Origin of the sequence: Plantactinospora sp. CA-294935 (assembly GCF_050936445.1) — a bacterium.
Taxonomy (GTDB): domain Bacteria; phylum Actinomycetota; class Actinomycetes; order Mycobacteriales; family Micromonosporaceae; genus Plantactinospora.
Window position 1 is genome coordinate 1,070,014 of the sequence record NZ_JBNJMU010000001.1, and the last position, 25,393, is coordinate 1,095,406.

At 71.9% G+C, this 25,393-nt stretch carries 22 protein-coding genes and 1 tRNA gene; 11 read left to right on the plus strand and 12 right to left on the minus strand.

Features of this window, described 5'->3' with window-relative positions; genetic code table 11:
• Positions 1-332 precede the first annotated feature (332 nt).
• The 4 genes from ACQEVC_RS04740 to ACQEVC_RS04755 all read right to left on the minus strand — a co-directional run bounded on the left by ACQEVC_RS04740 (position 333) and on the right by ACQEVC_RS04755 (position 3,944).
• Positions 333-1,313: a ribose-phosphate diphosphokinase gene (locus ACQEVC_RS04740; protein ID WP_318397708.1), complete on the minus strand. Its 981-nt coding sequence runs from the start codon at positions 1,311-1,313 to the stop codon at positions 333-335.
• A 51-nt stretch (positions 1,314-1,364) separates the two neighbouring features.
• Positions 1,365-2,879, minus strand: coding sequence for a bifunctional UDP-N-acetylglucosamine diphosphorylase/glucosamine-1-phosphate N-acetyltransferase GlmU (gene glmU / locus ACQEVC_RS04745; protein WP_432873694.1), 1,515 nt, complete (start codon positions 2,877-2,879; stop codon positions 1,365-1,367).
• Positions 2,880-2,992: 113 nt separating this feature from the next.
• Positions 2,993-3,064, minus strand: a tRNA-Gln gene (locus ACQEVC_RS04750).
• 13 nt (positions 3,065-3,077) lie between these two features.
• Positions 3,078-3,944 carry a helix-turn-helix domain-containing protein gene (locus ACQEVC_RS04755; RefSeq protein WP_432873696.1) on the minus strand — a complete coding sequence of 289 codons (867 nt, stop codon included), beginning with the start codon at positions 3,942-3,944 and terminating at the stop codon, positions 3,078-3,080.
• 148 nt (positions 3,945-4,092) lie between these two features.
• Here ACQEVC_RS04755 and ACQEVC_RS04760 point away from each other — a divergent pair, with 148 nt between their 5' ends.
• Both ACQEVC_RS04760 and ACQEVC_RS04765 read left to right on the plus strand, forming a co-directional pair.
• Positions 4,093-5,064 carry an acyl-CoA desaturase gene (locus tag ACQEVC_RS04760; protein WP_432873697.1) on the plus strand — a complete coding sequence of 324 codons (972 nt, stop codon included), beginning with the start codon at positions 4,093-4,095 and terminating at the stop codon, positions 5,062-5,064.
• A 231-nt stretch (positions 5,065-5,295) separates the two neighbouring features.
• Positions 5,296-5,898, plus strand: a complete 603-nt coding sequence (locus ACQEVC_RS04765; RefSeq protein WP_318397763.1) for a TetR/AcrR family transcriptional regulator — start codon at positions 5,296-5,298, stop codon at positions 5,896-5,898.
• 18 nt (positions 5,899-5,916) lie between these two features.
• On the opposite strand, the gene ACQEVC_RS04770 is transcribed toward ACQEVC_RS04765, so the two are convergent.
• From ACQEVC_RS04770 to ACQEVC_RS04800, 7 genes are all read right to left on the minus strand, one after another.
• A complete protein-coding gene (locus tag ACQEVC_RS04770) occupies positions 5,917-6,390 on the minus strand; it encodes a DUF4383 domain-containing protein (RefSeq protein WP_432873699.1) in 474 nt (157 codons plus the stop codon).
• A 128-nt stretch (positions 6,391-6,518) separates the two neighbouring features.
• Complete coding sequence (locus ACQEVC_RS04775; protein WP_432873701.1) at positions 6,519-6,974, minus strand: DUF4383 domain-containing protein; 456 nt, start codon at positions 6,972-6,974, stop codon at positions 6,519-6,521.
• A gap of 120 nt (positions 6,975-7,094) precedes the next feature.
• Entirely contained in the window at positions 7,095-8,903 is a 1,809-nt protein-coding gene (locus tag ACQEVC_RS04780; RefSeq protein ID WP_432873703.1) for an ABC-F family ATP-binding cassette domain-containing protein, read from the minus strand.
• Between the two features lie 23 nt (positions 8,904-8,926).
• A complete protein-coding gene (locus tag ACQEVC_RS04785; protein WP_432873704.1) occupies positions 8,927-9,883 on the minus strand; it encodes a 4-(cytidine 5'-diphospho)-2-C-methyl-D-erythritol kinase in 957 nt (318 codons plus the stop codon).
• A 130-nt stretch (positions 9,884-10,013) separates the two neighbouring features.
• Positions 10,014-10,889 carry a 16S rRNA (adenine(1518)-N(6)/adenine(1519)-N(6))-dimethyltransferase RsmA gene (gene rsmA, locus ACQEVC_RS04790; RefSeq protein WP_432873706.1) on the minus strand — a complete coding sequence of 292 codons (876 nt, stop codon included), beginning with the start codon at positions 10,887-10,889 and terminating at the stop codon, positions 10,014-10,016.
• Between the two features lie 272 nt (positions 10,890-11,161).
• Positions 11,162-12,316 (minus strand): ABC transporter ATP-binding protein, encoded by a 1,155-nt coding sequence (locus tag ACQEVC_RS04795; protein ID WP_432873708.1) that lies wholly within the window; start codon positions 12,314-12,316, stop codon positions 11,162-11,164.
• A complete protein-coding gene (locus ACQEVC_RS04800; RefSeq protein ID WP_432873709.1) occupies positions 12,303-13,337 on the minus strand; it encodes an ABC transporter ATP-binding protein in 1,035 nt (344 codons plus the stop codon). Before ACQEVC_RS04800 ends, ACQEVC_RS04795 begins: the two co-directional genes overlap by 14 nt.
• Before the next feature lie 215 nt (positions 13,338-13,552).
• On the opposite strand from ACQEVC_RS04800, the gene ACQEVC_RS04805 reads away from it, so the two are divergent.
• The 7 genes from ACQEVC_RS04805 (at position 13,553) to ACQEVC_RS04835 (ending at position 21,526) form a co-directional block, all read left to right on the plus strand.
• Entirely contained in the window at positions 13,553-14,761 is a 1,209-nt protein-coding gene (locus ACQEVC_RS04805) for a dipeptidase (protein ID WP_432873710.1), read from the plus strand.
• Complete coding sequence (locus ACQEVC_RS04810) at positions 14,761-16,374, plus strand: ABC transporter substrate-binding protein (protein ID WP_432873711.1); 1,614 nt, start codon at positions 14,761-14,763, stop codon at positions 16,372-16,374. Before ACQEVC_RS04805 ends, ACQEVC_RS04810 begins: the two co-directional genes overlap by 1 nt.
• Before the next feature lie 75 nt (positions 16,375-16,449).
• Positions 16,450-17,415 carry an ABC transporter permease gene (locus ACQEVC_RS04815; protein WP_432873713.1) on the plus strand — a complete coding sequence of 322 codons (966 nt, stop codon included), beginning with the start codon at positions 16,450-16,452 and terminating at the stop codon, positions 17,413-17,415.
• 73 nt (positions 17,416-17,488) lie between these two features.
• Complete coding sequence (locus ACQEVC_RS04820; protein ID WP_432873715.1) at positions 17,489-18,409, plus strand: ABC transporter permease; 921 nt, start codon at positions 17,489-17,491, stop codon at positions 18,407-18,409.
• Between the two features lie 8 nt (positions 18,410-18,417).
• A complete protein-coding gene (locus tag ACQEVC_RS04825; protein ID WP_432873716.1) occupies positions 18,418-19,584 on the plus strand; it encodes a M24 family metallopeptidase in 1,167 nt (388 codons plus the stop codon).
• Positions 19,581-20,447 (plus strand): alpha/beta fold hydrolase, encoded by an 867-nt coding sequence (locus ACQEVC_RS04830; protein ID WP_432873717.1) that lies wholly within the window; start codon positions 19,581-19,583, stop codon positions 20,445-20,447. Before ACQEVC_RS04825 ends, ACQEVC_RS04830 begins: the two co-directional genes overlap by 4 nt.
• On the plus strand, positions 20,444-21,526 hold the full coding sequence (locus ACQEVC_RS04835; RefSeq protein WP_432873718.1) for an Lrp/AsnC family transcriptional regulator: 1,083 nt from the start codon (positions 20,444-20,446) through the stop codon (positions 21,524-21,526). The genes ACQEVC_RS04830 and ACQEVC_RS04835 overlap by 4 nt, the downstream gene beginning before the upstream one ends.
• 102 nt (positions 21,527-21,628) lie before the next feature.
• On the opposite strand, the gene ACQEVC_RS04840 is transcribed toward ACQEVC_RS04835, so the two are convergent.
• On the minus strand, positions 21,629-22,534 hold the full coding sequence (locus tag ACQEVC_RS04840; RefSeq protein ID WP_432873719.1) for a TatD family hydrolase: 906 nt from the start codon (positions 22,532-22,534) through the stop codon (positions 21,629-21,631).
• A 203-nt stretch (positions 22,535-22,737) separates the two neighbouring features.
• Here ACQEVC_RS04840 and ACQEVC_RS04845 point away from each other — a divergent pair, with 203 nt between their 5' ends.
• Together ACQEVC_RS04845 and ACQEVC_RS04850 are read left to right on the plus strand one after the other, a co-directional pair.
• Positions 22,738-24,024: a hypothetical protein gene (locus ACQEVC_RS04845; RefSeq protein WP_432873720.1), complete on the plus strand. Its 1,287-nt coding sequence runs from the start codon at positions 22,738-22,740 to the stop codon at positions 24,022-24,024.
• A 69-nt stretch (positions 24,025-24,093) separates the two neighbouring features.
• Positions 24,094-25,389 (plus strand): DUF6236 family protein, encoded by a 1,296-nt coding sequence (locus tag ACQEVC_RS04850; RefSeq protein WP_432873721.1) that lies wholly within the window; start codon positions 24,094-24,096, stop codon positions 25,387-25,389.
• Positions 25,390-25,393: the final 4 nt, after the last annotated feature.

Below are 25,393 nucleotides of genomic sequence, written 5' to 3' on the forward strand. Positions count from 1 at the left end.
CCGCGTCGATGACGGTGCATCCGTGCGGCGCTTGCTTCAGCGGCCCGCAGGGCACCCTCGCCGTGGCAACCGCACCAGTCTACCCGAGCCCCGACGCGGCTTTGCGGCGGTCCCCGCCCAGGCACGTTGGCGCCATTCGCCATCCGCCAATTCCGTCTCCCGGCGCCCCCGCAGGCTGCACGCCTGCCGCGGTGCAGGGGCCCTCCACCGACCCGAAACAGCGTCGGGTCACCCCGCCGACCCGGCAGAGCGTGCAGTCAGCCCCCCGGACAGACAGCGCCGTCGGGTCACCCCGCCGGACAGGCCGTCAGCTCAGCCCGCCGGACAGGCCGTCAGCTCAGCCCGCCGAAGAGGGTGGTCACCGAGCCGTCGTCGAAGACCTCGCGGATCGCCCGGGCCAGCAGCGGCGCGATGGAGAGCACGGTGAGCTTGTCGAGCTGCTTCTCCGGCGGCAGCGGCAGGGTGTTGGTCACCACCACCTCGCTGATCCGGCTGTTCTTCAGCCGTTCGGTCGCCGGGTCGGAGAGCAGGGCGTGGGTGGAGGCCACCAGCACGTCCGCGGCCTTCGCCTCGTGCAGGATCTCGGCCGCCTTGCAGATGGTGCCACCCGTGTCGATCATGTCGTCGACGATCAGGCAGACCCGGCCCTCGACGTCGCCGACCACCCGGTTCGCCACCACCTGGTTCGGCTTGGAGGGATCCCGGGTCTTGTGGATGAACGCCAGCGGACAGCCGCCGAGCCGATCTGTCCAGCGTTCCGCCACGCGTACCCGGCCCGAGTCCGGGGCCACCACCGTCATCGGGCGGCCGGCGTACTTGCGCTGGACGTACTCGGCCAGGATGTCCATCGCGAAGAGGTGGTCCACCGGCCCGTCGAAGAATCCCTGGATCTGCGCGGTGTGCAGGTCCACGGTGAGGATCCGGTTGGCGCCGGCCGTCTTGAGCAGGTCCGCCACCAGCCGCGCCGAGATCGGCTCCCGGCCGCGGTGCTTCTTGTCCTGCCGGGAATACGGATAGAACGGCAACACGACGGTGATCCGCTTGGCCGAGCCGCGCTTCAGCGCGTCGATCATGATCAGGGTCTCCATGACCCACTTGTTCACACCATGCGTGACGGACTGCACCACGAAGGCGTCCGAACCACGCACCGACTCCTTGAACCGTACGAAGATCTCACCGTTGGCGAACTCGTACGCGTCGGAGGGTGTCGGCGCCACCCCGAGCACCTCACCGATCTCCGTTGCCAGCTCCGGAAATCCCCTTCCGGAGAAGAGCATCAGACTCTTGCGATTTTCGGCGACGATGCTGCCCATCGGCTCGTCTGCTCCCGTTTGTCGGTGGGTCACCCGGCGTTGGGCCAGAGACTATTCGGTTGCAGTATCTCCCGAGGCCGGACGACCTTCACCCGCTACGGATCCCCCGTGCAGTGGCTCACCTTCGCTTGCGCCCGGCGCCCCCTGTCCGGCACGCTCCGCGGCCGCCGCCGACTTCGTGCCGGCCCGCCGGCGCAGCACCCAGCCGTCGATGTTCCGCTGCTGGGCCCGGGTCACCGCGAGCGCCCCCGGCGGTACGTCCGTGGTCACCGCGCTGCCCGCCGCCACGTACGCCCCGGCGCCCACCTCGACCGGCGCGACCAGGCTGGTGTCGCAGCCGACGAAGGCCGCCTCACCCACCACCGTGTGGTGCTTGTTGACGCCGTCGTAGTTCACGAAGAGCGTCCCGGCGCCGATGTTGGCCCGTGGCCCGATCGTGGCGTCCCCGACGTACGTCAGGTGGGGGACCTTGGCCCCCTCGCCGATCTCCGACTTCTTCACCTCGACGAAGGTGCCGACCTTCGCCTTCTCCCGCAGCGTCGCCTCCGGCCGCAGGTACGCGTACGGCCCCACGCTCGCGCCCGGGCCGACCGCCGCGCCGACCGCGTGCGCCCGGATCACCGTGGCGCCCGCGCCGACGGTGGTGTCGATCAGGGTCGTGTCCGGGCCGACCGCCGCCTCCGGACCGACCGTGGTGGCGCCGCAGAGCTGGGTGTTCTGGTCGACCACCGCGTCCCGGCCCAGCGTGACGGTGACGTCGATCCAGGTGGTCGCCGGGTCGAGCAGGGTCACACCGCTGCGCATCCAGCCCTCGTTGACCCGGTCCCGCAGCAGCCGGCGCAGCGCCGCCAACTCGACCCGGTCGTTGCAGCCCAGCGTCTCGGTGGCGTCCGCCGCCACGTGCACCGCCACCGTCTCGCCGGTCGCGGCGAACTGGCCGAAGACGTCGGTCAGGTATTCCTCGCCCTGGTCGTTGTCGGTGGAGAGCTTGCCCAGCGCGTCGCGCAGCAGCGCGGCGTCGAAGGCGTAGATCCCGGCGTTGATCTCACGGATCGCCCGCTGGGCAGGGCTGGCGTCGCGCTCCTCGACGATCTGCTCCAGCCCGCCGTCGGCGCCCCGGACGATCCGGCCCAGGCCGGTCGGGTCGGCCACCTCGGCGGCGAGTACGGTCGCCGCCGCTGAAGCGGCCTCGTGCGCGGCGACCAGCTCGGTGACGGTCTCCGGCCGCAGCAGCGGTACGTCTCCGTTGAGCACCACCACGGTGCCCCCGGCGTCCGGCGCACTCTCCAGGGCGATCCGGACGGCGTGCCCGGTGCCGTGCTGCTCGGCCTGGAGCACCGGCTCGGCGTACGGGGCGACCTCGCGCAGGTGCGCGGTGACCTGGTCGGCACCGTGGCCGACCACCACCAGCGTGCGGTCGGCCGACACCGGGGCGGCGGCCGCGAGCACGTGGCCGAGCAGGGTGCGGCCGAGGATCGGATGGAGCACCTTGGGTAGCGCCGACTTCATCCGCTTGCCCTCACCGGCGGCGAGGACGACGACGGTGCGGAGGCGGGGCTGGGACACGAGAATGCTCCCGTCGTACGACTGGCAGTTTGCGGCCTCATGCTAGCCGTACTCCGCGGAGCGGTTCGGAGGTTCTCGGCCGGACAAACCGCCCAGGCGGGCTGAAGTAGGAGCTCGGCCGCCAGGACTCGAACCTGAAACACAAGAACCAAAATCTTGGGTGTTGCCAATTACACCACGGCCGAAGGTGTAGCGGCCTTAGCCTAGCGCCTCGCCCTCCGTTGGCCCCACCCCCTCGGCGCCGCCGCCGAGCGCGGTCACCACACCCTCGATCCGCCAGTAGAGCTCCCGGCTGCGTGGGACATCGACGATCAGGCACCCGTGGTAGCCCTCGCCGGTGTTGTAGCGGATCGTCTTCGGCTGGTGACGCTTGAGCGTGGGGCGCCGGAACCGGTCTGCCGGCAGGCCGAGCGCCGCCTGCCACCACCGGGCCGCCGCCTCGGCGTCCGCCGACTCGTGGATGCTCAGCCGATAGCTGGGAACGCTCCGGTCGATCCCGCAGATGGCCAGGAAGCGCAGGAAGATGTCGAGCAGCCGGACGTCGCTGTTGACCAGTACGACCCGGTCGTCACGACGCCAGGGCTTCGACTTGGTGCCCTCGCACCAATAGAGCGTGGCGCCGACGAGCAGCAGGTCCCGCACGCTCACCGGACCGACTTCGTCGGCCGCCCGGGTGTGCGCTTCCGCCTCGGCCACCGCCCGGGCGGTGCGGTGCCGCGCCCAGCGCGCCTCCGACATCTGGTGCGCGTGCGCCCGGCGCCGTGCCTCGGCTTCCGGGTCGGGGTCGAGCGGCAGGTGCCGGACCCACCGGTACGCCGTCGACTTCGCCACCCCCAGCTCGTCGGCGATCTCCGGCACCGAGCGGCCTGCCCCGCGCAGCTCGACGGCCCGGGCCCGCAACTCGTCCTTGGCGTTGGGCCGTTTCGTCCACTCCGGCGGGGGAACATCTCGCAGCAACGCCGACAACCGGTCCTTGCCGATGCCGAGCCGTCGCCGGATCTCTCGCGCGGACAGCAGCTCGACGGTACGCAGACGACGCGCCTCGGCAGCGAGCGGATCGACCATGACCTGGAGATTAGGACTCGTGTACGACAAGATCCGTCGATGGCTGACAGCGGATTCTCAGTTCGCGTCCATGGCAGACTACGAGAGCGTAGGTTACGGTGACGTAGGCGTAAGTTATCAGTCTTCCCCCTACGCTCAGCGAGGTGCCATGTCCTCCGTCCTGCTCGAACAACCGGCCTCTGAAGCCAAGAAGGGGCCCAAGCCGCTCACCGACGGCGTCCAGTCCAAGGGCATCCTCGTCGCCCTCTGGTCCTTCGTCACCATCCCCTTCCTCGCCCTGCTCGTCGCGATACCGGTGGCCTGGGGCGGGTGGCTGAGCTGGACCGACATCGCGATCGCCGGAGTGTGGTACGTGGTGGCCGGGCTCGGCATCACGGTGGGCTTCCACCGGTACTTCACGCACGGGTCGTTCAAGGCCAAGCGCTGGCTGCGGGTGGCCCTGGCGGTGGCGGGTTCCTTCGCCATCCAGGGGAACATCACCCAGTGGGTCGCCGACCACCGCCGGCACCACGCCTTCTCCGACCTCGAAGGCGACCCGCACTCGCCGTGGCGGTTCGGCACCAGCGTGTGGGGGCTGACCAAGGGGCTGTTCCACGCCCACGTCGGCTGGCTGTTCAACCGGGAACTCTCCAACCGCGAGCGGTTCGCCCCCGACCTGCTCGCCGACAAGGACATCGACCGGGTCGACCGACTCTTCCCGCTGCTGGTCAGCCTCTCACTGCTCACCCCGGCGCTGCTGGGCGGCCTGGTCACCTGGTCCTGGCAGGGTGCGCTGACCGCGTTCTTCTGGGCCGGCCTGGTCCGGGTCTCCCTACTGCACCACATCACCTGGTCGATCAACTCGGTCTGCCACGTCTACGGCGAGCGCCCCTTCGAGGTGCGCCAGGGCGACCGGGCGACGAACTTCTGGCCGCTGGCCATCCTGTCCTTCGGCGAGAGCTGGCACAACCTGCACCACGCCGACCCGACCTGTGCCCGGCACGGCGTACTGCGTGGTCAGGTGGACATCACGGCCCGGACGATCTGGCTCTTCGAGAAGGCCGGCGCCGCGTACGACGTACGGTGGCCGAAGCCCGAACGAGTCGCCGCGAAACTGCTCAAATCAACACCGTCGCAGTGACCCGCGACGCGGCCGGGCATCCGGCCACGAGCGTCTGCCTGGCAGGATGGCCAGGTGACCGAGCGCAGCGAGGGCACCACCAGGGACGACACGAGTCGGCACGGCATCGCGGGACGGCAGCGGGATGACGAGGTGACAGACGGTCCGCCCACCACCCGCAGGGTCGGGCGCCGGCAGGTGCCGGCCCCGACGCCACCGCCGCCGCCGGCCAAGCCCGTTTCCCGGGTACGGATGTCCGCGGCCCAGCGCCGGGAGCAGCTCATCGCGATCGGCCGGCAGGCCTTTGCCGAGCGCGGGTTCGACGCCACCTCGATCGAGGAGGTCGCCGCCCGCGCCAAGGTCTCCAAGCCGGTGGTCTACGAGCACTTCGGCGGCAAGGAGGGCCTCTACGCGGTCGTCGTCGACCGGGAGGTACGCGCCCTGCTCGACCGGGTCACCACGGCGCTGACCGCCGGGCACCCCCGGGAGCTGCTGGAGCAGGCGGCGCTGGCCCTGCTCGACTACATCGAGGAGGAGACCGACGGCTTCCGGGTGCTGGTCCGGGAGTCTCCGGTGCTCTCCGCCACCGGCAACTTCAGCAGCGTGATGAACGACGTGGCGCACCAGGTCGAGCACATCCTGGGCGCCGAGTTCAAGAGCCGGGGCTACGACCCGAAGCTCGCCGAGCTCTACTCGCAGTCCCTGGTCGGCATGGTGGCGCTGAGCGGTCGCTGGTGGCTGGAGGTACGTAAGCCGCGCAAGGAGACGGTGGCGGCGCACCTGGTGAACCTGGCCTGGAACGGCCTGTCCCACCTGGAGGCCAAGCCGACCCTGCTCACCCGCCGGACCCGCTGAGCGGCCGGCGGGTCGGGTTCAGCGGCCGGGGCGGGCGCTCGAACTGCTGCGCATCTCGCGTTCCTCCTCGGCGTGCTCCGGCGGGCCGACCTTGTCGTACAGGCCGGTGGCGAGCAGGACCAGGCCGAACAGCATCGACACGATGACCGTCGACATCGAGAAGTTGAGGATGTTCGCCTCGGTCTGCAACACGGTCATCATCGCGATGGCGACCACCAGGAAGACCACCCCGATGGCCAGGTTCATCAGGTGCCCGAAATTGCCCCGGTGCACCGCCCCGAACAGCACCACCAGCCCGAAGATCACCGACGCCAGCGCGAACGCCATGTTGGTCCGCAGCCCCAACACCCAGTGGCTGCCCCGGCTGAAGAAGTCGTCCCCGGCGGTCTCGAAGAGTCCGAAGACGCCGAAGACCACGATGTAGAGGCCGATCAGCCCGGCGAGTACCCGGTAGACCGGCCGGGCCGGATGGTTGATCGGGATATGCGCCATGTCCCCTCCTCGCCGCCGGTGGGCGGCTTTCCTACCGGATTGTCACCCGGGCCGGAGGGGATTGCCCGGCGAACGCCGGGATCGGCACCGGCCGACCGGGAGAAACCGGCGGCCGGCACGTCGCCGGATCAGAGCACCAGGCGGGCGTCCTGCCAGGCCTTGGCCTCTTCCTCGGAGCCGACCTTGCCGTACATGCCGCACATCAGCAGGACCAGACCGAGGATCATGGTCACGACGGTGGTGGCGACGGTGAAGTTGAGATAGTTGGCGTCGGTACGCAGCACCGCCAGCTCGGCGAGCCCGAGCGCCATCAGGCCGTACCCGAGGAACTTGTCGACCGCCGTGTCGACGTTCCGGCCGACCAGGGTGGCGAGCAGGATGACGAGGCCGAGCACGGTCGAGATCGCCGAGTAGCCGAGGTTGGTCCCCTGGCCGAGCACGAGGGTGTCGTCCTGGGCGAAGAACTCGCCGCCGCCGGCCTCGACGAGGCCGAGGACGCCGAAGGCCACCAGGTAGAGGCCGGTCAGCCCGCCGATCGCCCGGTAGACCGGCCGCGCGGGATGGTTGACGGGGTTGTGGGCCATGATCAGCAGTCTCCAACGCCGTTGCCAGTGGGGGGTCAGGGCTAGATTCTTCCGCATGGCATCCGGGTGACGCCGCACACCCCCGCCGGTCAGGTGCCGCCGTCGTCGCGGCGCCGGCGCTCAGCCCTCCGGTACCTGCTCGGCCAGGGCCAGCCAGGCCTCCTCGGTCTGCTCCCGCTCGGCCCGTACCGCCCGGAGCTGGCCGTCCAGCTCGGCGATCCGGGCGTAGTCGGTGGCGTGCTCGGCCATCTGGTCGTGCAGCGCCGCCTCGCGCTGCTCCAGCTTGCCGACCTGCCGCTCCAGCCGGCTCAGCTCCTTGCGGGCCGCCCGCAGCTCCCCGCCGGAGAGCGCGCCGTCGACCCGTGCGGCGGCCGGTGCCGCGCCGTTGTTCCGCCCGTCCGGTGGCGGCCCGCCGGGTGTGGCGGCCCGGGCAAGATATTCGTCGATACCTCCGGGCAGGTGCACCAGCCGGCCGTCGCCGAACATCCCGTACACCACATCGGTGACCCGTTCGACCAGATAGCGGTCGTGACTGGCCACGACCAGGGTGCCGGGCCAGGAGTCGAGCAGGTCCTCCAGCGCGGCCAGGGTGTCGGTGTCCAGGTCGTTGGTCGGCTCGTCGAAGAGCAGCACGTTCGGCTCGGCGGCGAGCAGCCGGAGCAGTTGCAGCCGGCGCCGCTCACCGCCGGAGAGGTCGGCGACCGGGGTCCAGAGCCGCCGGTCGTCGAAACCGAAGATCTCGGCGAGCTGGGACGCGTTGACCTCCCGGTCCCCGAGTACGACCCGGCGGGCCACCTCCTCGACCGCCTCCAGTACCCGCAACTGGCCCGGCAGCTCGGCCAGCTCCTGGGACAGGAAGGCGGGCCGGACGGTGGAACCGGTCCGCACCTGCCCGGCGTCCGGACCGCGTACCCCGGCCAGCAGCCGGAGCAGGGTGGTCTTGCCCGCCCCGTTCGCGCCCACGACGGCGATCCGGTCGCCCGGACCGACCTGCCAGGTCAGGTTCTCGAGGATCAGCTTCGGGCCGGCGGTCAGGGTGACGTCGGTCAGGTCGTACACCTGCTTGCCGAGCCGGGCGGTGGCCAGCCGTTGCAGCGACACGGTGTCGCGCGGCGGCGGTACGTCCGCGATCAGCGCGTTCGCCGCCTCGATCCGGAACCGCGGCTTGGAGGTCCGGGCCGGCGGGCCGCGCCGCAGCCAGGCGATCTCCTTGCGCAGCAGGTTCTGCCGGCGCGCCTCGGTGGCCGCGGCCACCCGCTCCCGCTCGACCCGGGCCAGCGTCCAGGCGGCGTAGCCGCCCTCGTAGGCGCGTACCGTCCGGTCGGCGACCTCCCAGGTCTCGGTGCAGACGGCGTCCAGGAACCACCGGTCGTGGGTGACCACCACCAGCGCGCCGCGCTTGCCGATCAGGTGCCGGGCCAGCCAGTCCACCCCGGCCACGTCGAGGTGGTTGGTCGGCTCGTCCAGCACCAGCAGGTCGGCGGTGCGGACCAGCAGGGCGGCCAGGGCCACCCGCCGCCGTTCGCCGCCGGACATCGGCCCGACCGGCTGGTCCAGCCCGAGGTACGGCATGCCGAGCCCGTCCAGGATCGCGCGTACGCCCGCGTCGCCGGCCCACTCGTGCTCGGCGCCGAACCCCTCGTCGAGCCAGGCGGTGCCGAGCACCACGTCCCGGACCCGGGCCTCGGGGTCGAGCACGAGGGTCTGTGGCAGCCCGGCAACCCGCAGGTCGCGGCGGTGGGTCACCCGGCCGCTGTCCGGCTCCTCGGTCTTGGTCAGCAACCGCAGCAGGGTGGACTTGCCGGTGCCGTTCAGCCCGACGACGCCGATCCGGTCCGAGTCGGAAAGGCCCAGGGAGACGTCGGTGAGGAGCTGCCCCGCCGCGCCGTACCCCTTGGAGACCCGGTCCAGATTGACGATGTTGGCCATGTACTCAGACGGTAGTCAGGTGGTCAGCTCACCCGGGCGCCGGGGACCGGCCCGTACGCCGTCCGGACCGTCCGGCACAGCCCGGAGGCGGTCAGCTCGGCGGCGACCCGCTCGGCGTGACCGCTGTCGACGGCCAGGAAGACGCAGGTCGGCCCGGAGCCGGAGACGATGCCGGCGAGCGCTCCGGCCGCCTCGCCGGCCTTCAGTGTCTCGGCGAGCGCCGGGCGCAGCGAGAGCGCGGCGGCCTGGAGGTCGTTGCCGAGCGCCCGGCCGAGCCGGGCCGGATCCCGGCCGCGCAGCGCGGCGAGCAGCGCATCGGCGGTGCGCAGCGGCGGTGGGGCGGCGTGTTCGGCGCGCAGCCGGTCGAGTTCGCGGTACGCGGCCGGGGTGGAGAGGCCGCCCTCGGCGATCGCCACCACCCAGTGCCAGGTGAGCGGGCGGGCCAGGATCGGGCTGATCGTCTCGCCGTGGCCGGTGCCGAGCGCGGTGCCGCCGTACACCAGGAAGGGGACGTCGGAGCCGAGCCCGGCGGCGATCCCGGCAAGGTCGTCCCGGCTCAGGTCGGTGCCCCAGAGCGCGTCGCAGGCGACCAGCGTGGCGGCGGCGTCGGCGCTCCCCCCGGCCAGGCCGCCGGCCAGCGGGATCTGCTTGCGCAGGTGCAATCGGGCGTGCGCCGGCACCCCGGCGTGCGCGGCCAGCGCCCGGGCCGCCCGGATCACCAGGTTGGACTCGTCCAGGGCCAGCTCACCGGCGCCCTCGCCCTCCATGGTCAGGGTGAGGGTGTCACCCCGGCGGGCGGTCAGCTCGTCGTGGATCGAGATCGCCTGGTAGACGGTGTTCAGCTCGTGGTAGCCGTCCGGGCGCAGCGGCCCGACCCCGAGATGGAGGTTCACCTTCGCCGGCACCCGGACCTTGACCGGGCCGGACATCCTCCGGCGCGGACGTTCGTCCTCGTCGTCCGGCCGCCATGCCTCGGTCATGCAGCGATGCCCCGGGCCCGCCGCCGGGCGAGCCGCTCGCGGAGCGGGTCGGGTGACCACGGCCGCCGGGACGCGGGATCGCCGGGCTCGGCCGTCACGTCGGCCACCTCCTGCCACACACGCCGCCAGCCTACTCGGCGGGTCGGGCGGCCACCGTGGCCGACGCGGCGATCGCGGCGAACTGCGCGACGGTCAGCGACTCGCCCCGGGCGCCGGGATCGACCCCGGCCGCGACCAGCGTCGCCGCCGCCCGGTCCGGACCGCCGGCCCAGCCGGCCAACGCGGCCCGCAGGGTCTTGCGGCGCTGCGCGAACGCCGCGTCGACCACCGCGAAGACCTGGTGCCGGGGTACGTCGGGCCGGGGCGGCTCGCGCCGGGTGAAGGCGACCAGCCCGGAGTCGACGTTCGGTACCGGCCAGAAGACGTTCGGCGGGACCCGCCCGGCGCTGCGCGCGTCGGCGTACCAGGCGAGTTTGACGGACGGCACACCGTAGGTCCGGGAGCCAGGACCGGCGACCAGCCGGTCGGCCACCTCCTTCTGCACCATCACCAGTCCGTAGCGCAGGGCGGGCAGCTCGGCGAGCAGGTGCAGCACCACCGGCACGGCGACGTTGTAGGGCAGGTTCGCCACCAGCGCGGTCGGGGCCGGCTCGGCCAGCTCGGCAGCGGTGATCCGCAGCGCGTCGGCGGGGTGCACGGTCAGCCGGGCGGCACCGGCCGGGCCGGCGTACCGGCGCGCCGTCTCCGGCAGCGCCCCGGCCAGCACCGGGTCGAGTTCGACCGCGTGCACGTGCCCGGCCACCGGCAACAGGCCGAGGGTGAGCGAGCCCAGCCCCGGCCCGACCTCCAGCACCACGTCAGCCGAGGTCAGTCCGGCGGCGGCGACGATCCGGCGCACCGTGTTCGGGTCGTGCACGAAGTTCTGGCCGAGCTTCTTGGTCGGGTGCACACCCAGCCGGGCGGCGAGTTCCCGGATCTCCGCCGGGCCGAGCAGGTCTGCGGCCATGCTGCAACAGGGTACGGCCCACCGGTGCGGCCGGGACGGCGTACCCGCCGTACCGTCCGACGCCGCTATGCCCACGGTCGCCGCAGTGCCCACGGTTACCGCTGTGCCCACGGTCACCGCTGTGCCCACGGTCGCCGTCCGCACGAGCAGCCGGCCGGCCGCTCCACCGTCGCGGCCGGCGCTGACCTGGACACCAGAGGCGTTATCCGAGTGCCGTAACGCCTCTGGTGTCCAGGTGTACCGCGCAGCGAGCCGGACCACGGCGCTGCGGGCTACGGCGTGGCCGGGATGGGCGTACCGGCGAAGTGGCAGGCGGCGACCCGCTCGCCGGCGACGGTCGTGGCGTCGCCCTCGGGTACGAGCAGCGCCGGGGTCTCCCGGGCGCAGACGTCCTGGGCGATCGGGCAGCGGGTGTGGAAGCGGCAGCCGGACGGCGGGTCGACCGGGCTCGGCGGGTCGCCGGCCAGCACGATCCGCTCCCGCCCCCGCTCACGCGGGTGCCGCACCGGTACGGAGCCGAGCAGCGCCCGGGTGTAGGGGTGCGCCGGGTCCTGGTAGACGGTGGCGGCCGGGCCGAGTTCGGCGAGCCGGCCGAGGTACATCACCGCGACCCGGTGCGAGACGTGCCGGACCACGCCGAGGTCGTGCGCGATGAAGACCAGGGCGATGCCGAGCCGCTGCTGCAACTCGGCGAGCAGGTTGACCACCTGGGCCTGCACCGAGACGTCGAGCGCGGAGACCGGCTCGTCGCAGACCACCACCCGGGGTTCGGTGGCCAGCGCCCGGGCGATGCCGATCCGCTGCCGCTGCCCGCCGGAGAACTCGTGCGGGAACCGGCGCATCATGTCCGGGGCGAGCCCGACCATCTCCAGCAGTTCGGCGACCCGGTCCCGGCGGGCGGCCGCGCCCCGGGCCAGCTTGTGCACGTCGAGCGGCTCGGCGATCACGTCCAGGATCGGCATCCGGGGGTTGAGCGAGGTGACCGGGTCCTGGAAGACCATCTGGACGGCGCGGCGCAGTTCGCGGCGGCGGGTGCCCCGGGCGGAGCCGACGTCGAGGCCGGCGTAGCGGACCTGGCCGGAGTCGGGTCGTTCCAGCCCGACCAGCAGCCGGGCCAGCGTCGACTTGCCGCAGCCGGATTCGCCGACCACCCCGAGGGTCTCGCCGGCCGCCACGGTCAGGTCCACCCCGTCCACGGCGTGCACCCGGGAGTGGCCGCCGAGGCCGCGTCCGGCCCGGTAGGTCTTGCGGACCCCGGTGGCGACCAGCAGCGGCTCGCCGACGGTCGGCGCGTCGGCGGTCAGCGGACCGGAGGTGTTCGGGCCGGCGGAGACGGAGAGCGCGGTCGGCGTACCGACCGTGGGGGTTGACCCGGCCGGGCCGGCGGAGGCTGGGCCGGGCCCGGCCGGGTGGTCAGACGGGGGCATCGACGGCCTCCTCGGCGTGGTGGCAGGCGGCGGTCCGGCCGGGTACGGCGAGCGGCCGCCGCTCCGGGCGGGTCACCGTGCACTCCTCGGTGGCCCGGTCGCAGCGCGGATGGAAGGCACAGCCGGTCGGCAGCGCCAGCAGGTTCGGCGGGCTCCCCGGGATCGGCCGGAGCCGGTCGCCGGGCTCCACCAGATCGGGTACGGAGCGCAGCAGCGCCGCCGTGTACGGGTGGGCCGGCCCGTCCAGTACCTCGGCCACGGTGCCGGTCTCGACGATCCGGCCGGCGTACATCACCGCGACCCGGTCGGCGATCTCGGCGGCCACCCCGAGGTCGTGGGTGATCAGCAGGACGCCCATTCCGAGTTCGCTGCGCAGCCGGTCGACGAGTTGCAGGATCTGCGCCTGCACGGTCACGTCGAGCGCGGTGGTGGGCTCGTCGGCGATCAGCAGCCGGGGCCCGAGCGCGACCGCCATGGCGATCAGGATCCGTTGCCGCATGCCGCCGGAGAACTGGTGCGGATAGTCGCGTACCCGGCGGTCGGGGGCCGGGATGCCGACCAGCCGGAGCAGTTCGGCGGCTTCGGCCCGGGCGGCCCGGCGGGAGAGCCCGCGGTGGATCCGGAACACCTCGCCGAGCTGGTCGCCGATCGAGAGCACCGGGTTGAGCGCGGAGAGGGCGTCCTGGAAGACCAGCGCCATGGTCTCGCCGCGCAGCTTCCGGACCTGCTCCGGCCCGGCCGTGGTCAGGTCGTGCCCGGCGACCCGGAGCTGCTCGGACCGGACCTGTACCCCGCCGGAGTCGAGCAGTCCCATCACGGCGCGGGCGGTGACCGACTTGCCGGAGCCGGACTCGCCGAGCAGCACCAGCACCTCGCCGGCGGCGATGTCGAGGTCGACCCCGCGCACCGCCGGTACGACGCCGCGCCGGCCGCTGAAAGTGACGTCGAGGCCCCGGACCCGCAGTGCGGCCGGCAGGTCGGCATCGGGTGACCGACGCTGGATTTCTACCCCGCTAGTCACTACACCTCCCGAATTTCCGTGATGTTTCCTGCCGTAACGGTTTCTGTCGCCCAGCCCTTAATCTGCGCCGGAGTTGGCCAACATGTTGACACGCTGCGCCTGATCCTGGCAATCTCTGCTCCCACATCGCCGACAATCCACACCCAGATCAGGTCACGGCGCCGAAATCCACCGCGCGCTGCGGTACCTGGCACCGACCCGAAGGAGGCAGCGGCGTGCTCGACCCGGCCCCGCGCTACACCGGATACACGTCCTACAGCTACCTGGAGGCAGGTACCGACTACCGGGAGTTCAAGCTCGCTCCGGAACTCGGCCGGGTGCCGGCGTACCAGGGCACCTCGCTGACGGACGGACAGCGAGACCGGGTCCGCCGGCTGCTCACCGACAACGTCGTGATCTCGCTGCACGACCACCCGTCGGTCTTCCCGGAGGAGATCGGCCAGACCGTCGACTACAACCGCACCGCCCGGCACCACACCGGGTACGCCGGACTGGCCCGCTCCGGCATGACCGCCGTCTTCGACAACATGATGGACGGCACCTGCTGCGTGACCAGCCAGATGGGCTGGAAGTGGACCGACGTCATCGCCGACCTCGGGATGCGGCTCTCCGACCTGGCCCACCAGGACTACCTGATCCGGGTGGAGCGGCTGGCCGACATCCACCACGCCCACGAGACCGGCCGGATGGGCCTGGTGCTGGCCACCGAGGCGGCCACGATGATCGAGAACGAGCTGGACCGGATCGACATGCTCTACGGCTTCGGCGTCCGGCAGATGGGCATCGCCTACAGCGAGGCGAACACCCTGGGCAGCGGGCTCAAGGAGCGTGGCGACGGCGGCCTGACCTACTTCGGCGAGAAGGCCGTCCGCCGGATGAACAAGCTCGGCATCGCGATCGACGTGTCGCACTCCGGCGACCGTACCTCGGCCGACGTCATCGCCGCCTCCACCAAGCCGATCTTCATCACGCACGCCGGATCGCGTACCGTCTGGCCCACCAACCGGATGAAGCCGGACGAGGTGATCCGGGCCTGCGCGGAACGCGGCGGGGTGCTCGGCCTGGAGGCCGCACCGCACACCACGCTCTCGCCGGCCCACCCCGAGCACAGCATCGAGTCGGTGATGGACCACTTTGTGCACTGTGTCGACCTGGTCGGCATCGACCACGTGGCGTTCGGGCCGGACACCCTCTTCGGCGACCACGTCGGACTGCACGACACCTTCGCCGCACACCTGTCCATCGCCGAGGCGCACGGCCACGTCGAGCACCCCCGGGTGCCCTACGTGGACGGGCTGGAGAACCCGGCCGAGTGCTACTGGAACATCGTCTCCTGGCTGGTCGGCCACGACTATTCGGACGACGAGATCGGCAAGGTCCTGGGGGGCAACATCATGCGCGTCCTTGAGGAGGTCTGGCACTGATGCGTACATTCCGGCGCGCCCTCGCCGTGGCGGCGGGCGCGCTCTCGATAGGGCTGGCGGCGACCGCCTGCTCACCAAGCAACCCGGACAGCTCCGATGGCGGCGGCAGCGGCGGCTCGGCGGACCGGATCACGATCGGCACCACCGCCGACGTGCTCAACTACAACCCGCTGGTCGGCAACAGCCGTACCGACACCTGGGTCACCAACCTGATGTATCCCCGGCTGATGAGCATGGGGATGGACGGGGTGCGCTCGCCGTACCTGGCCAGCAAGTGGGAGTACACCGACGGCGGGCGCAAGGCGAAGTTCACGCTGCGGGACGACTTCACCTGGAGCGACGGGGAGAAGGTCACCGCCGACGACGTGGCGTTCACCATCGACGCCGTCGCCAAGGAGAAGATCGGCGTCGTCGCCGGGCTGATCTCGTCGTACCAGAAGTCCACCGTGATCTCCCCGACGGAGATCGAGTTCCAGCTCTCCCAGCCGGACGGCACCTTCCTGGAGAACGTCGGCTTCTGGATGCCGGTGGTGCCGGAGCACGTGTTCAGCAAGGTCGGCAGCGTGCAGAAGTTCGCGAACGACAAGGACTGGGTGTCGGCCGGGCCGTACAAGCTGACCACGGTGGAGCGGGGCCAGCGGTACGTGCTGGAGCGGATGGAGAACTTCCCGCTGGTCGAGGGCGGTCCGAAGACCAGGGAGGTGGTCTTCCGGGTCTTCCCCGACGTCAACACCGAGGCACTGGCGCTGCGTAACGGCGATGTCGACCTGATCGCCAACGCGCTGCCGCCGCCGCTGGCCAAGACCCTGGAGGGCGACAGCAAGCTCAAGCTGGTCAAGGTGCCGTCGCTGGGCTGGGCGCACATGCAGTACAACACCGCCCGCGAGCCGCTGGACAAGCTGGAGGTACGCCAGGCGCTGGCCGCCGCGGTCGACTACGAGGCGATCCGCCGGGTGGCGTTGCAGGGCAAGGCGGTCTCGTCGAACTCCTCGGTGCTGACCCCGACGCTGAAGCAGTGGCAGGACCCGTCCGCCAAGGAGTACGCGCACGACCCGGCCAAGGCGAAGTCGCTGCTGACCGGGGCGGGGTTCAAAGACGGCAACGGTGACGGGCTCTTCGACGGGCTGAGCCTGCGGATGATCTACGACCAGGCCGACCCGAACATCTCCAAGTGGGCGCAGCTCGTCCGGGACTCCAGCAAGGAGGCCGGGATCGAGATCAAGCTGGAGGGCCTGGAGCGGAACACGTACGTCGAGAAGTACACCGCGCGGGACTACGACATCTACGCCGGCTCGTGGGCGATCATGGAGAACCCGCCGGCCAACCTGGCGCTGGCGTTCAAGTGCAAGGGCTTCATCAACTACGCCAACGCCTGCGACCCGGAGCTGGACGCCCTGATCGACCAGGCCCGGTCGCAGTTGGACCAGGCCGGCCAGAAGGGCCCGATCCAGCAGGCCGCGAAGATCATCACCGACAAGGTGTACGACAACGTGCTTTACGTCGAGGAGTTCACCATCGCGCACTCGGCGGAGTGGTCCAACTTCCTGGTCCAGCCGAGTGAGCTGCTCTCCATCGTCAACCCCGTCTCGGTGGCCCAGGCCACCAAGGGCTGACCAGTTCGACGCGGTCGGGGCGGGCCCGGTGTGACCGGCCCGCCCCGACCGGCAAGCCAAGAAAGGAGAGAGACCATGCCCGCTGGCGCCCGGTTCGTCACCCGCCGCCTGCTGCGCGGCGTACTGACCATGTGGTTCGCGGTGACCGTGACGTTCTTCCTGCTCCGCCTGCTGCCCGGCGACCCGGCGCTGGCAGTGGCGGACCCGGGGATGACCGAGGAACTGCGGGCCGAGCTGCTGCGCGACTACGGCCTGGACCGGCCGCTGGCGGTGCAGTACTGGGAGTACCTGACCCAGCTCCTGCACGGCAACCTCGGGGTGTCGTTCCGGCAGAACCAGCCGGTGCGGGACATCCTGCTGGAACGGCTGCCCTGGACCCTGCTGCTGGCCGGTTCCGCGCTGGTGGTGACGGTGGCGCTGGGCATCCCGCTCGGCGTGCTCGCGGCCACCCGGGCCAAGGGCACCCTGGACCGGCTGATCCAGGTCGGCGGCATCACCGGCCAGTCGCTCTTCATCCCGAGCATCGGGGTGTTCCTGCTCTACGTCTTCGGGGTGGTCTTCGGCATCCTGCCGATCGGCGGCGCGATGGACGACGACGTCTACGGGCTGGCCGCGTACGGCAGCATCGCGATGCACCTGATCCTGCCCTGCCTGTCGCTGGTGCTGGTGCAGCTCGGCTCGTACGTGCTGACCCTGCGCAGCACGCTGATCGACGCGCTCGGCGAGGACTACTGCACGCTGGCCCGGGCCAAGGGGCTGCCGAACCGGAAGGTGGTCTGGCGGCACGCGCTGCGCAACGCGCTGCTGCCGACGACCACGCTGGTCGGGCTGCAACTGGGCTTCCTGGTCGGCGGCGCGGTGCTGACCGAGTCGATCTACGCGTACCCGGGGGTCGGCCGGGCCATCTTCGAGGCGGTCGGCCAGCTCGACTTCCCGGTGTTGCAGGGCGCGTTCCTGATGCTCGCCTTCGCGGTGATCGCCGCCAACCTGCTCACCGACCTCGCCTACGGACTGCTCGACCCGAGGGTGCGGACCTCATGAGCGAGCGCAGCCAGCGAACCAGCCAGCTCGGCGAAGAACGTCATGACGACGACGAGCGCAGCGAGGAGGCGGCATGACGACCACCGATGCCCTGATTCCGTCGCCTGGCGACACGCCGCCGCCGGCCGCCGCGATCCCGGCGTCCGGCGGGCTGCCGCCGTCCGAGTCGGTGGGGCGGCAGACCTGGCAGTCGTTCCGGCGCAACCCGCTCGGCCTGGTCAGCGCCGGGATCCTGCTGCTGCTCGGCCTGGTCGCGCTGGCCGCGCCGCTGATCGCCGACTACCCCAGCGGGTACGGCGAGGAGGTGCTCGCCGGCCCCGGTGCCGGGCACTGGTTCGGTACCGACGATCTGGGGCGGGACGTCTTCGCCCAGGTGGTCTGGGGGACCCGGGTCAGCATCGTGGTCGGCCTGGCGGCCAGTCTGCTGGCGATCGTCATCGGCGTGCTGGTCGGGGTCGCGGCGGCGTACTTCCGGCCGGCCGACCTCGTGCTCGGGGTGATCGTCGACGTCTCGCTCTCGCTGCCGGTGCTGCCGTTGATGATCCTGGTCGCCGCGCTGGCCGGGCCGAGCGTACCGACCCTGGTGGTGGTGATCGCGGTCTTCAGTTGGCCCGAGGTGGCCCGGGTGGTCCGCTCCCAGGGGCTGGCCGTGGTGCCGATGCCGTACGTCTCGGCCGCGCACGTGATCGGCGGCTCGCACCTGTGGATCATCCGCAAGCACGTACTGCCCGGCGTCGCACCGGTGGTCGCGGTCTCGGTGGTGCTGACCACCTCCCGGGCGGTGCTCTCCGAGGCGGGACTGTCGTTCCTCGGGCTCGGCGACCCGAACAGCTGGTCCTGGGGGACGATCCTGCACCAGGCACAGCGCTCCGGCTCGCTCGCCACCGCCTGGTGGACCACGCTCTTCCCGTCGCTGGCCATCCTGCTGCTGGTGGTGGCCACCACCCTGCTCGCCGTGGCGTACAACGACGCCCGCAACCCGAGGACGAGGTGACGAGGCCGGTGCGACTGGCTGCTTCCTTCTACTCCGCGCTGCACGAGACCGTCCGGGCCGAACTGGACCGGGCCGGGCTGGACGCGCTGCTGCTGGACGATCCGCTCGACGTGGCGTACCTGACGGGTTTTTCGCACCTCCCGAACGAGCGCCCGGTCGCCGCCTACCTGGCCCGGGACGGCGCCGTGCTGCTGCTGGTCCCGGACCTGGAGCGGGAGTACGCCGCCGACCAGCGGGCCGCCGCCGACCTGGTGGTCTATCCGGAGTTCCCGGGCGAGCGGAGCCCGTGGGCGGTGCTCCGGGACGCGGTGCCGGCCCCGCCGGTCCGGGCCGGCTACGCCCCGTCCACCTCGGTCGCCCGGGTCGCCGGGATCGGCCGGGCGTTCCCCGGCACCGCCTGGGAGCCGAGCGACCTGGTCGGGGCGCTGCGGCTGCGCAAGACCCCGGAGGAGATCGCCCTGCACACCGAGGCGGCCCGGATCGCCGACGCGATGCTGGCCGAGGGCGTCCGGCTGGTCGCCGACGCGGTGGCCGCCGGCGGTGAGCTGCCCACCGAGACGGAGCTGGCCGGGCACGTCACCCGGTACGGCGCGGCGCTGATGTACGCCGAGCACGACGACGTCGTGGTGGTGCCGATGCTCACCGGCGGCCTGGTCTACGGCGGCCCGAACTCGGCCCAGCCGCACCGGCTGCCCGGCGGGGACCGGCTGCGGCACGGCGAGCCGTTCATGCTCTCGCTCGGCTGCGCGGTCGGCGGCCGGTTCGTGGAGAGCGAGCGGACCTTCCTGCTCGGCGAGCCGACCGCCGAACAGCGCCGCTACTACGAGGTGGTCCGCCAGGCGCAGCAGGTCGGCACCGAGGCGCTGCGCCCGGGCGTCCGCTGCGTGGACGCCAACCGGGCCTGCCTGGACGTGATCCGCCGGGCCGGGCTGGGCGAATACCTGCGGCACCGGCAGGGGCACGGGATCGGGCTCGGCTTCCACGAGCCGCCCTGGGTGGCCGACGGCGACGACACGGTGCTGGCGGCTGGCATGGTGCTCTCCAGCGAACCCGGGGTGTACGTGCCCGGACACGCCGGCTACCGGATCTCGGACACCGTACTGGTGACCGACGACGGGCCACGGCGGCTCACCAGCTATCCCCGGGACCTCGACGAGATCGTGATCGGAGCATGACCATGGAACCGACGATGGTGGAGATCAACGGCAACCGGCTCAACGTGCTGGTGCTCGGCGACGACGCGCCGGGCAAGCCGGTGATGATCGTGCACCACGGCGCGCCGGGGCTGGGCTCGATGGCCGAGCCGAGGGCGTCGTTCGCGGCCTTCGCCGACGAGTACCGGGTGCTGGTCTTCGACGCCCGGGGTTCCGGGGCGAGCGAGGGGAACGGGCCGTTCACCCACCAGCAGTGGGCGGCCGACGTGGACGGGCTGCGGGAGTGGATCGGCGCCGAGCGGATCGTGATGGCCGGCGGCTCGTACGGCGGCTTCATCGCGATGGAGTACGCGATCCGCTATCCGGACCGGGTGGCCGCGCTGGTGCTCCGGGACACCGCCGCCGACAACGCCAACCAGGAGTTGGCGCTGCGCAACGCGCTCGCCTCGGCGCGGGTGGAGATCGACCGGGTGAAGCTGGACCGGATCATGTCCGGCACGGTCCGGGACGACGCCGACCTGCGGGACTGCTGGGCGGAGATCCTGCCGCTCTACGACCACGACCTGGACTGGGACAAGGTGCGGGAGCGGGTGGCGAACACTCCGTACCGGTATGCCACGCACAACTTCGCATTCGCCGTCAACCAGCCGAATTACGACATCAAGTCGTTGCTCCCGGGGATCTCCTGCCCGACCCTGGTCACCGTGGGTCGACATGACTGGATCACGCCGGTGGAGTGCAGCGAAACCATCGCCGGACTGATCCCGGACGCGAAACTGGTGGTCTTCGAGCACTCCGGGCACTCCCCGCAACTGGAGGAGGCGGAGCGGTTCCAGCAGGTCGTCCGGGAGTTCCTGGCCGGCGTACCGGCGCCGCAGGCATGATCCCGGGCGAGATCTACGACCTCGATCCGACCGACCGGCGCATCGTCGCCGCGCTCCAGGTCAACGGTCGGGCGAGCTGGACGGAGATCGCACAGCTCACCGGCACCTCGGTCACCACCGTGGCCCGGCGGGCACAGCAGCTCTTCGCCGACGGGCTGGTCAAGGTCGCCGCCGCGCCGCAGCCCGGCGGCGGGCCGGCCGACCTGCTGATCGTACGGATCCGCTGCGCGGCGGGGAGCCAGCTCGCCGCCGCCCAGGCGCTGGCCGCGATGCCGGAGATCCGCTTCGTCGCACTGGTGACCGGGGTGTACGACCTGGTGGCCGAGGTACTGGTGCCGAAGGGGACCAGCCTGCACAGCGTGCTGCTCAACGGGTTGCAGAAGATCCCCGGGGTGCAGGGCAGCGTCGCCGACCTGAACCTGCACACCTACAAGTCGACCCACGAGTGGTCCCGGCACCTGCTCGGCACCGAACCCCAGCTCGTCGCCCCGCCGCCGGTGCACGACTGCCCCCCGGCGCACCTCGACGAGCTGGACGAGCGGATCATCGCGGCGCTCCGCGAGGACGGCCGGAACAGCTTCCAGGCCGTGGCCGGCGGGTTGGGGGTCAGCGAGAGTACCGTCCGGCGGCGGTTCGAGTCGCTGTACAACGCGGGCTGCGTACAGGTGATCACGCTGGTCCCGGCAACGGCGCTCGGCTTCGAGGCGGAGATCTTCTTCTGGCTCTCGGTGGCGCCGTCCCGGCTCGACGGGGTGGCCCGGGAGCTGGCCGCGCTGCGCGGCGTCCGCTACGTCGCCGCGACGCTGGGCCAGGAGTCGCTGATGTGCGAGGTGATCCTGCCGACCCACGCCGACGTCTTCGAGTTCACCACCAAGACCCTCGGCGGGATCGACGGCATCCAGGCATGGACGGCCGGGGTGCAACTGCTCACCGTCAAGCGGGGCTTCGTGATCACCCCCTGGGCCGCCCGGCGACTCGCCGCCGCCGGCATGGGCGGCGAGCTGGTGCCGGCCCAGGCGTCCGGCAGTGCGCCGGCCGGCAACGGCCGCGCCACCCGTAACCGGCGCGCCTCGGCCTGAAACCACGCCGGCCGGGAACCGCGCCGGCCTGAGACCACGACCTGAAACCACGCCGGCCGGAAACCGCGCCGGCCAGGAACGGTCGGCGGCCGGGGACCGCGGTCACCAGGGGCCGAAGACCCGGTCGCCGGTGGCGGAGATCGCCGCGCAGAGTTCGCCGAGGTCGGCGCCGGTCGTCTCGGCCAGCGACCGGACGGTCAGCGGGATCAGGTACGAGGCGTTCGGCCGCCCCCGGTGCGGCATCGGCGTCAGGTAGGGCGCGTCGGTCTCCACCAGGATCTGGTCCAGCGGGGTGATCCGGGCCGCCTCGCGCAGCCCGGCGGCGTTGCCGAAGGTGACCGTGCCGGCGAAACTCAGCAGGTAGCCGCGCCGGACGCACTCGGCGGCGAACTCGGCGTCCCCGGAGAAGCAGTGCAGCACCACCGTCTCCGGAGCACCCTCCGAGTCGAGGATCCGCAGCACGTCGGCGTGCGCGTCCCGGTCGTGGATCACCAGCGGCTTGGCGTACCGCTTGGCGATCGCGATGTGCGCCCGGAAGCTCGCCTCCTGGGTCGCCCGGCCCTCGTCACCGGTACGGAAGAAGTCCATCCCGGTCTCGCCGATCCCGCGTACCCGGTCCTCGGCGGCGAGTGACTCGATCTCCCGCAGCGCCTCGTCGAGGTCGGCCAGCCGGGGCGCCTCGTTCGGGTGCAGCGCCACCGTGGCGACCACCGCCGGTTGTCGCCGGGCCAGCTCGGCACCCCAGCGCGACGACGTCACGTCGACGCCGACCTGCACCAGCCGGTCCACCCCGACCCCGGCGGCCACCTCGACGGCCGCCGCCACCGGATCGTCCGGCCGGCCGTTCCACGGCGGGGTGCCGGCCTCGGCGAGGGTGATGTCCAGGTGGGTATGGCTGTCGATCACCGGCCCGGGCAGTGGCTCCGGTACCGGTGGAAACTCTCCCGCCCGGCGGGCGGCCCGCGCACGGCGGCTCTCGGTCGGCTGCTGACTCATCGCCGTCAGCATCACACATCGGCGGGGCGGGCCGGGCTCGGGCGTACCGAACGGGGTGGCTCTGGGCGGGATCCGCCGAACCGGCGGGGCGAGCGGCCGAACCGGCGCCAGCCGGCCAGCCGAACCGGCAGTTCGCGCTCGGGGCGGACCGGGCAACCCCGGCCGGTAACCCTCTGTTCACCGCGCCGGTACGGATCGGTCTTAGCGTCGGCGCGGTGAGCGTGTCCCCGCCGGCCAGTGCGGTGCCCGAGACGCCGGCCGGACTCCGCGTCCGGTACGGCGCAGCCGTGCACCCGGCCGAGGAACTCGCCCGGGGTGCCGCCTACGAGCTGTTCAGCACCGAGCCCCTGCCCGGCTTCGCCCGGGACCGCCGCCCCGACGCACGCTACCCGTACCACCGGTACGCGCACGCCAGCGAGGTCGGGGTACTCCCCGACGGCCGGGCGACCGGCGGTGGCGCCGGTCCGGGCGAGCGGGCGAACGGCCTCGGTGTCCCGGACACCCCCCTGGCCGCACCGCTGCACCGGGTCTGGGGCTGGACGGACATCCACGGCCTCAGCCAGAGCCCGGCCGCGGCCGAGGACCCGGTGCTGGTCTCGGTACGCGAGTCGGCGACCGTGCAGCGGGGCAGCCAGATGGTCAAGGCGCTCTCCGCCCAGCAGTTCGCCGGTTTCCTGCTGCGCGGCTGGCTGCCGTACGGCTTCTGCTACCGCGAGTACGACGTGGCGCACCTGCGTACGCCGGCCGACCAGATGCTGCTGCGTACCGACTCGGACGCGGGACGGGCGGTGCCCGAGGTCGCGTACCTGCTGCGCTGGCGGGCGACCGACCCGATCGACTACGTCGCACCGCTGGCCCCCGAACACCAGGGTCTGATGACGATGCCGCCGCACGACCGGGTCGGGCCGCCGGTGCTCGGCACCGGGTTCACCCCGAGCGGGCGGCACCTGATCCCGGAGTTCGTCACCCGGGACTTCGCCGACCTGCCGCTGCCGGCGAACGCCGCCCTGCTGGCGCACACCCCGGACGGGGACGAGGTGGTGCTCTACACGTACCAGCCGGAACAGCGCGGCTGGCTGCGGATGGCCGGGCCGCGCTGGCGGCACCTGCTGGCCGCGGTGCCCGGGGTCTCACCCGATCAGGAGTACGTCTCGACCAGCGACGCCATCCGGTCCACCCTGCTGATCGGCGGTTACCGGGGGCAGGAGCACGAGGCGGTCGCCGACCCGCCCGGCGAGTTCCGGGTGCTGGCGATGACCAGGGCGGCCCGCTATCCGGTGGATGCCCTCACCCGCCGGGCCCGGTACGTCATCTGGCGCGACACCCGCTGCCTGGTGCTCCGCGAGGAGGGCGGCTGGCTGCGGGTACGGCTCTGCCGGCCCGACCCGGACAACGTCGCGGCACTCGGCGCGCAGTGCTACGAGCGGGGCGTCTACGAGGCGTGGGCGCCGGCGGTCGAGGTGACCGACGACCGGCTCCTCGACGTGCCGTACGAGATCTGAGAGAGCGTCGGTCTCAAGACGCGTCGGCGCGACTTCCGGGTGTGGCGCCGAGCGGGCATTGTGGTCCCCGTGAGTGATGTCGCCCTCTACTTCCCATACGTCCACCTCCCGGCGGACGAGTGGGTGAAGGCCGCCGCCCTGCACTGGCCCCAGCTCGGCCGGATCCGTCCGTCCGGCTACTACGGCCTGTGCGACTCCGACACGGTCAAGCGGCTCCGGGACGAACTCGACTTCATCATCGACGTACGGCCCGAGCGGGGCGAGCGGTCCTGGGTGGACCGCGAGGTTCTCGAAAGGGTGGATGACGTCTACCTCGAGTGGGCCGGGCGGGTGGGCACCGAGGACCAGGTCGACGCGCTGTTCTTCGACTTCCTCGACCGGCACCAGGACGAGCTGACCCCCCGCTACGGGGCCGAGGCACTCGGTCTCGAATCCCTGCGCACCTCGGACGTGTACGACGAACTCCTGCCGACGGATCCCCGGCTGGAGAAGATTCATCCGGGCAAGCTGTCGTACGGGCTGGCGCACCGGTTGGCGGAGGCCGGTTTGCTGATCTCGCGGAGTTACCGGTGGCGGCGCGCGTCCGACGGGAGGGTGCTGCACATCGCTGACCTGGCGGCGCACCGCCGCCTGGCCCGGCTGTATCTGGCGATCCTGGCTGACGTCGTCGCCCGGGAGAACGGTATGACGCCGATCACCGACCAGCCGCTGGCCTCCGCCGGCATCTCGGGCTGGACGGTCGAGGCGATGGCCCGGATCCTGCTCGGCGAGGGGACCGACGCGGCGCTGGAGGATCCGACGGACTACAGCCACGCGTTCGCGGTGTTGGCCCTGGAGACGGTGCTGCCGCGCGACCTCGCCGAGGTGCCGGTCGAGCGGATCATCGAGGCGCGACGGAGGCTGCTGCCACAGTTGCTGCAATATCGCGAATTCCTCGACTCGCTCACCCCGGACTTCGTGGCGATCAGCGAGGTCCGGGACCCGGACGTCCGAGCGGCCAAACTCCGTAACCACGTGCAGAGCCGGATCGCCCATCCGCTTGAGGAGATGGAACGTACGCTCGGTCGGCTCGGCCTGGTGCCGGTCCGAGCCGTACTCAGCCTCCAAACGCTCGCGCCGCCGGCGGCATTGGGGGTGCTGGCCAACGCCGTTCACGTTCCGCCGGTCGTCACCAGCGCGGGTGTGGTCGCGGGATGCCTCGTCGGTGCGGTGAGCAGCGCGCTCGACCACCGGCGGCAGGTCGTCGCCGGCCATCCCGCCGGTTATCTGTTGCACCTGCGGCACGAGTTGGGTCCTTCCGACACCGCTGCGCAGATCCGGTCCGCCATCCGGCGGGCGGTCCCGGAGCGACGAAGCCGCCGGTGAGCAC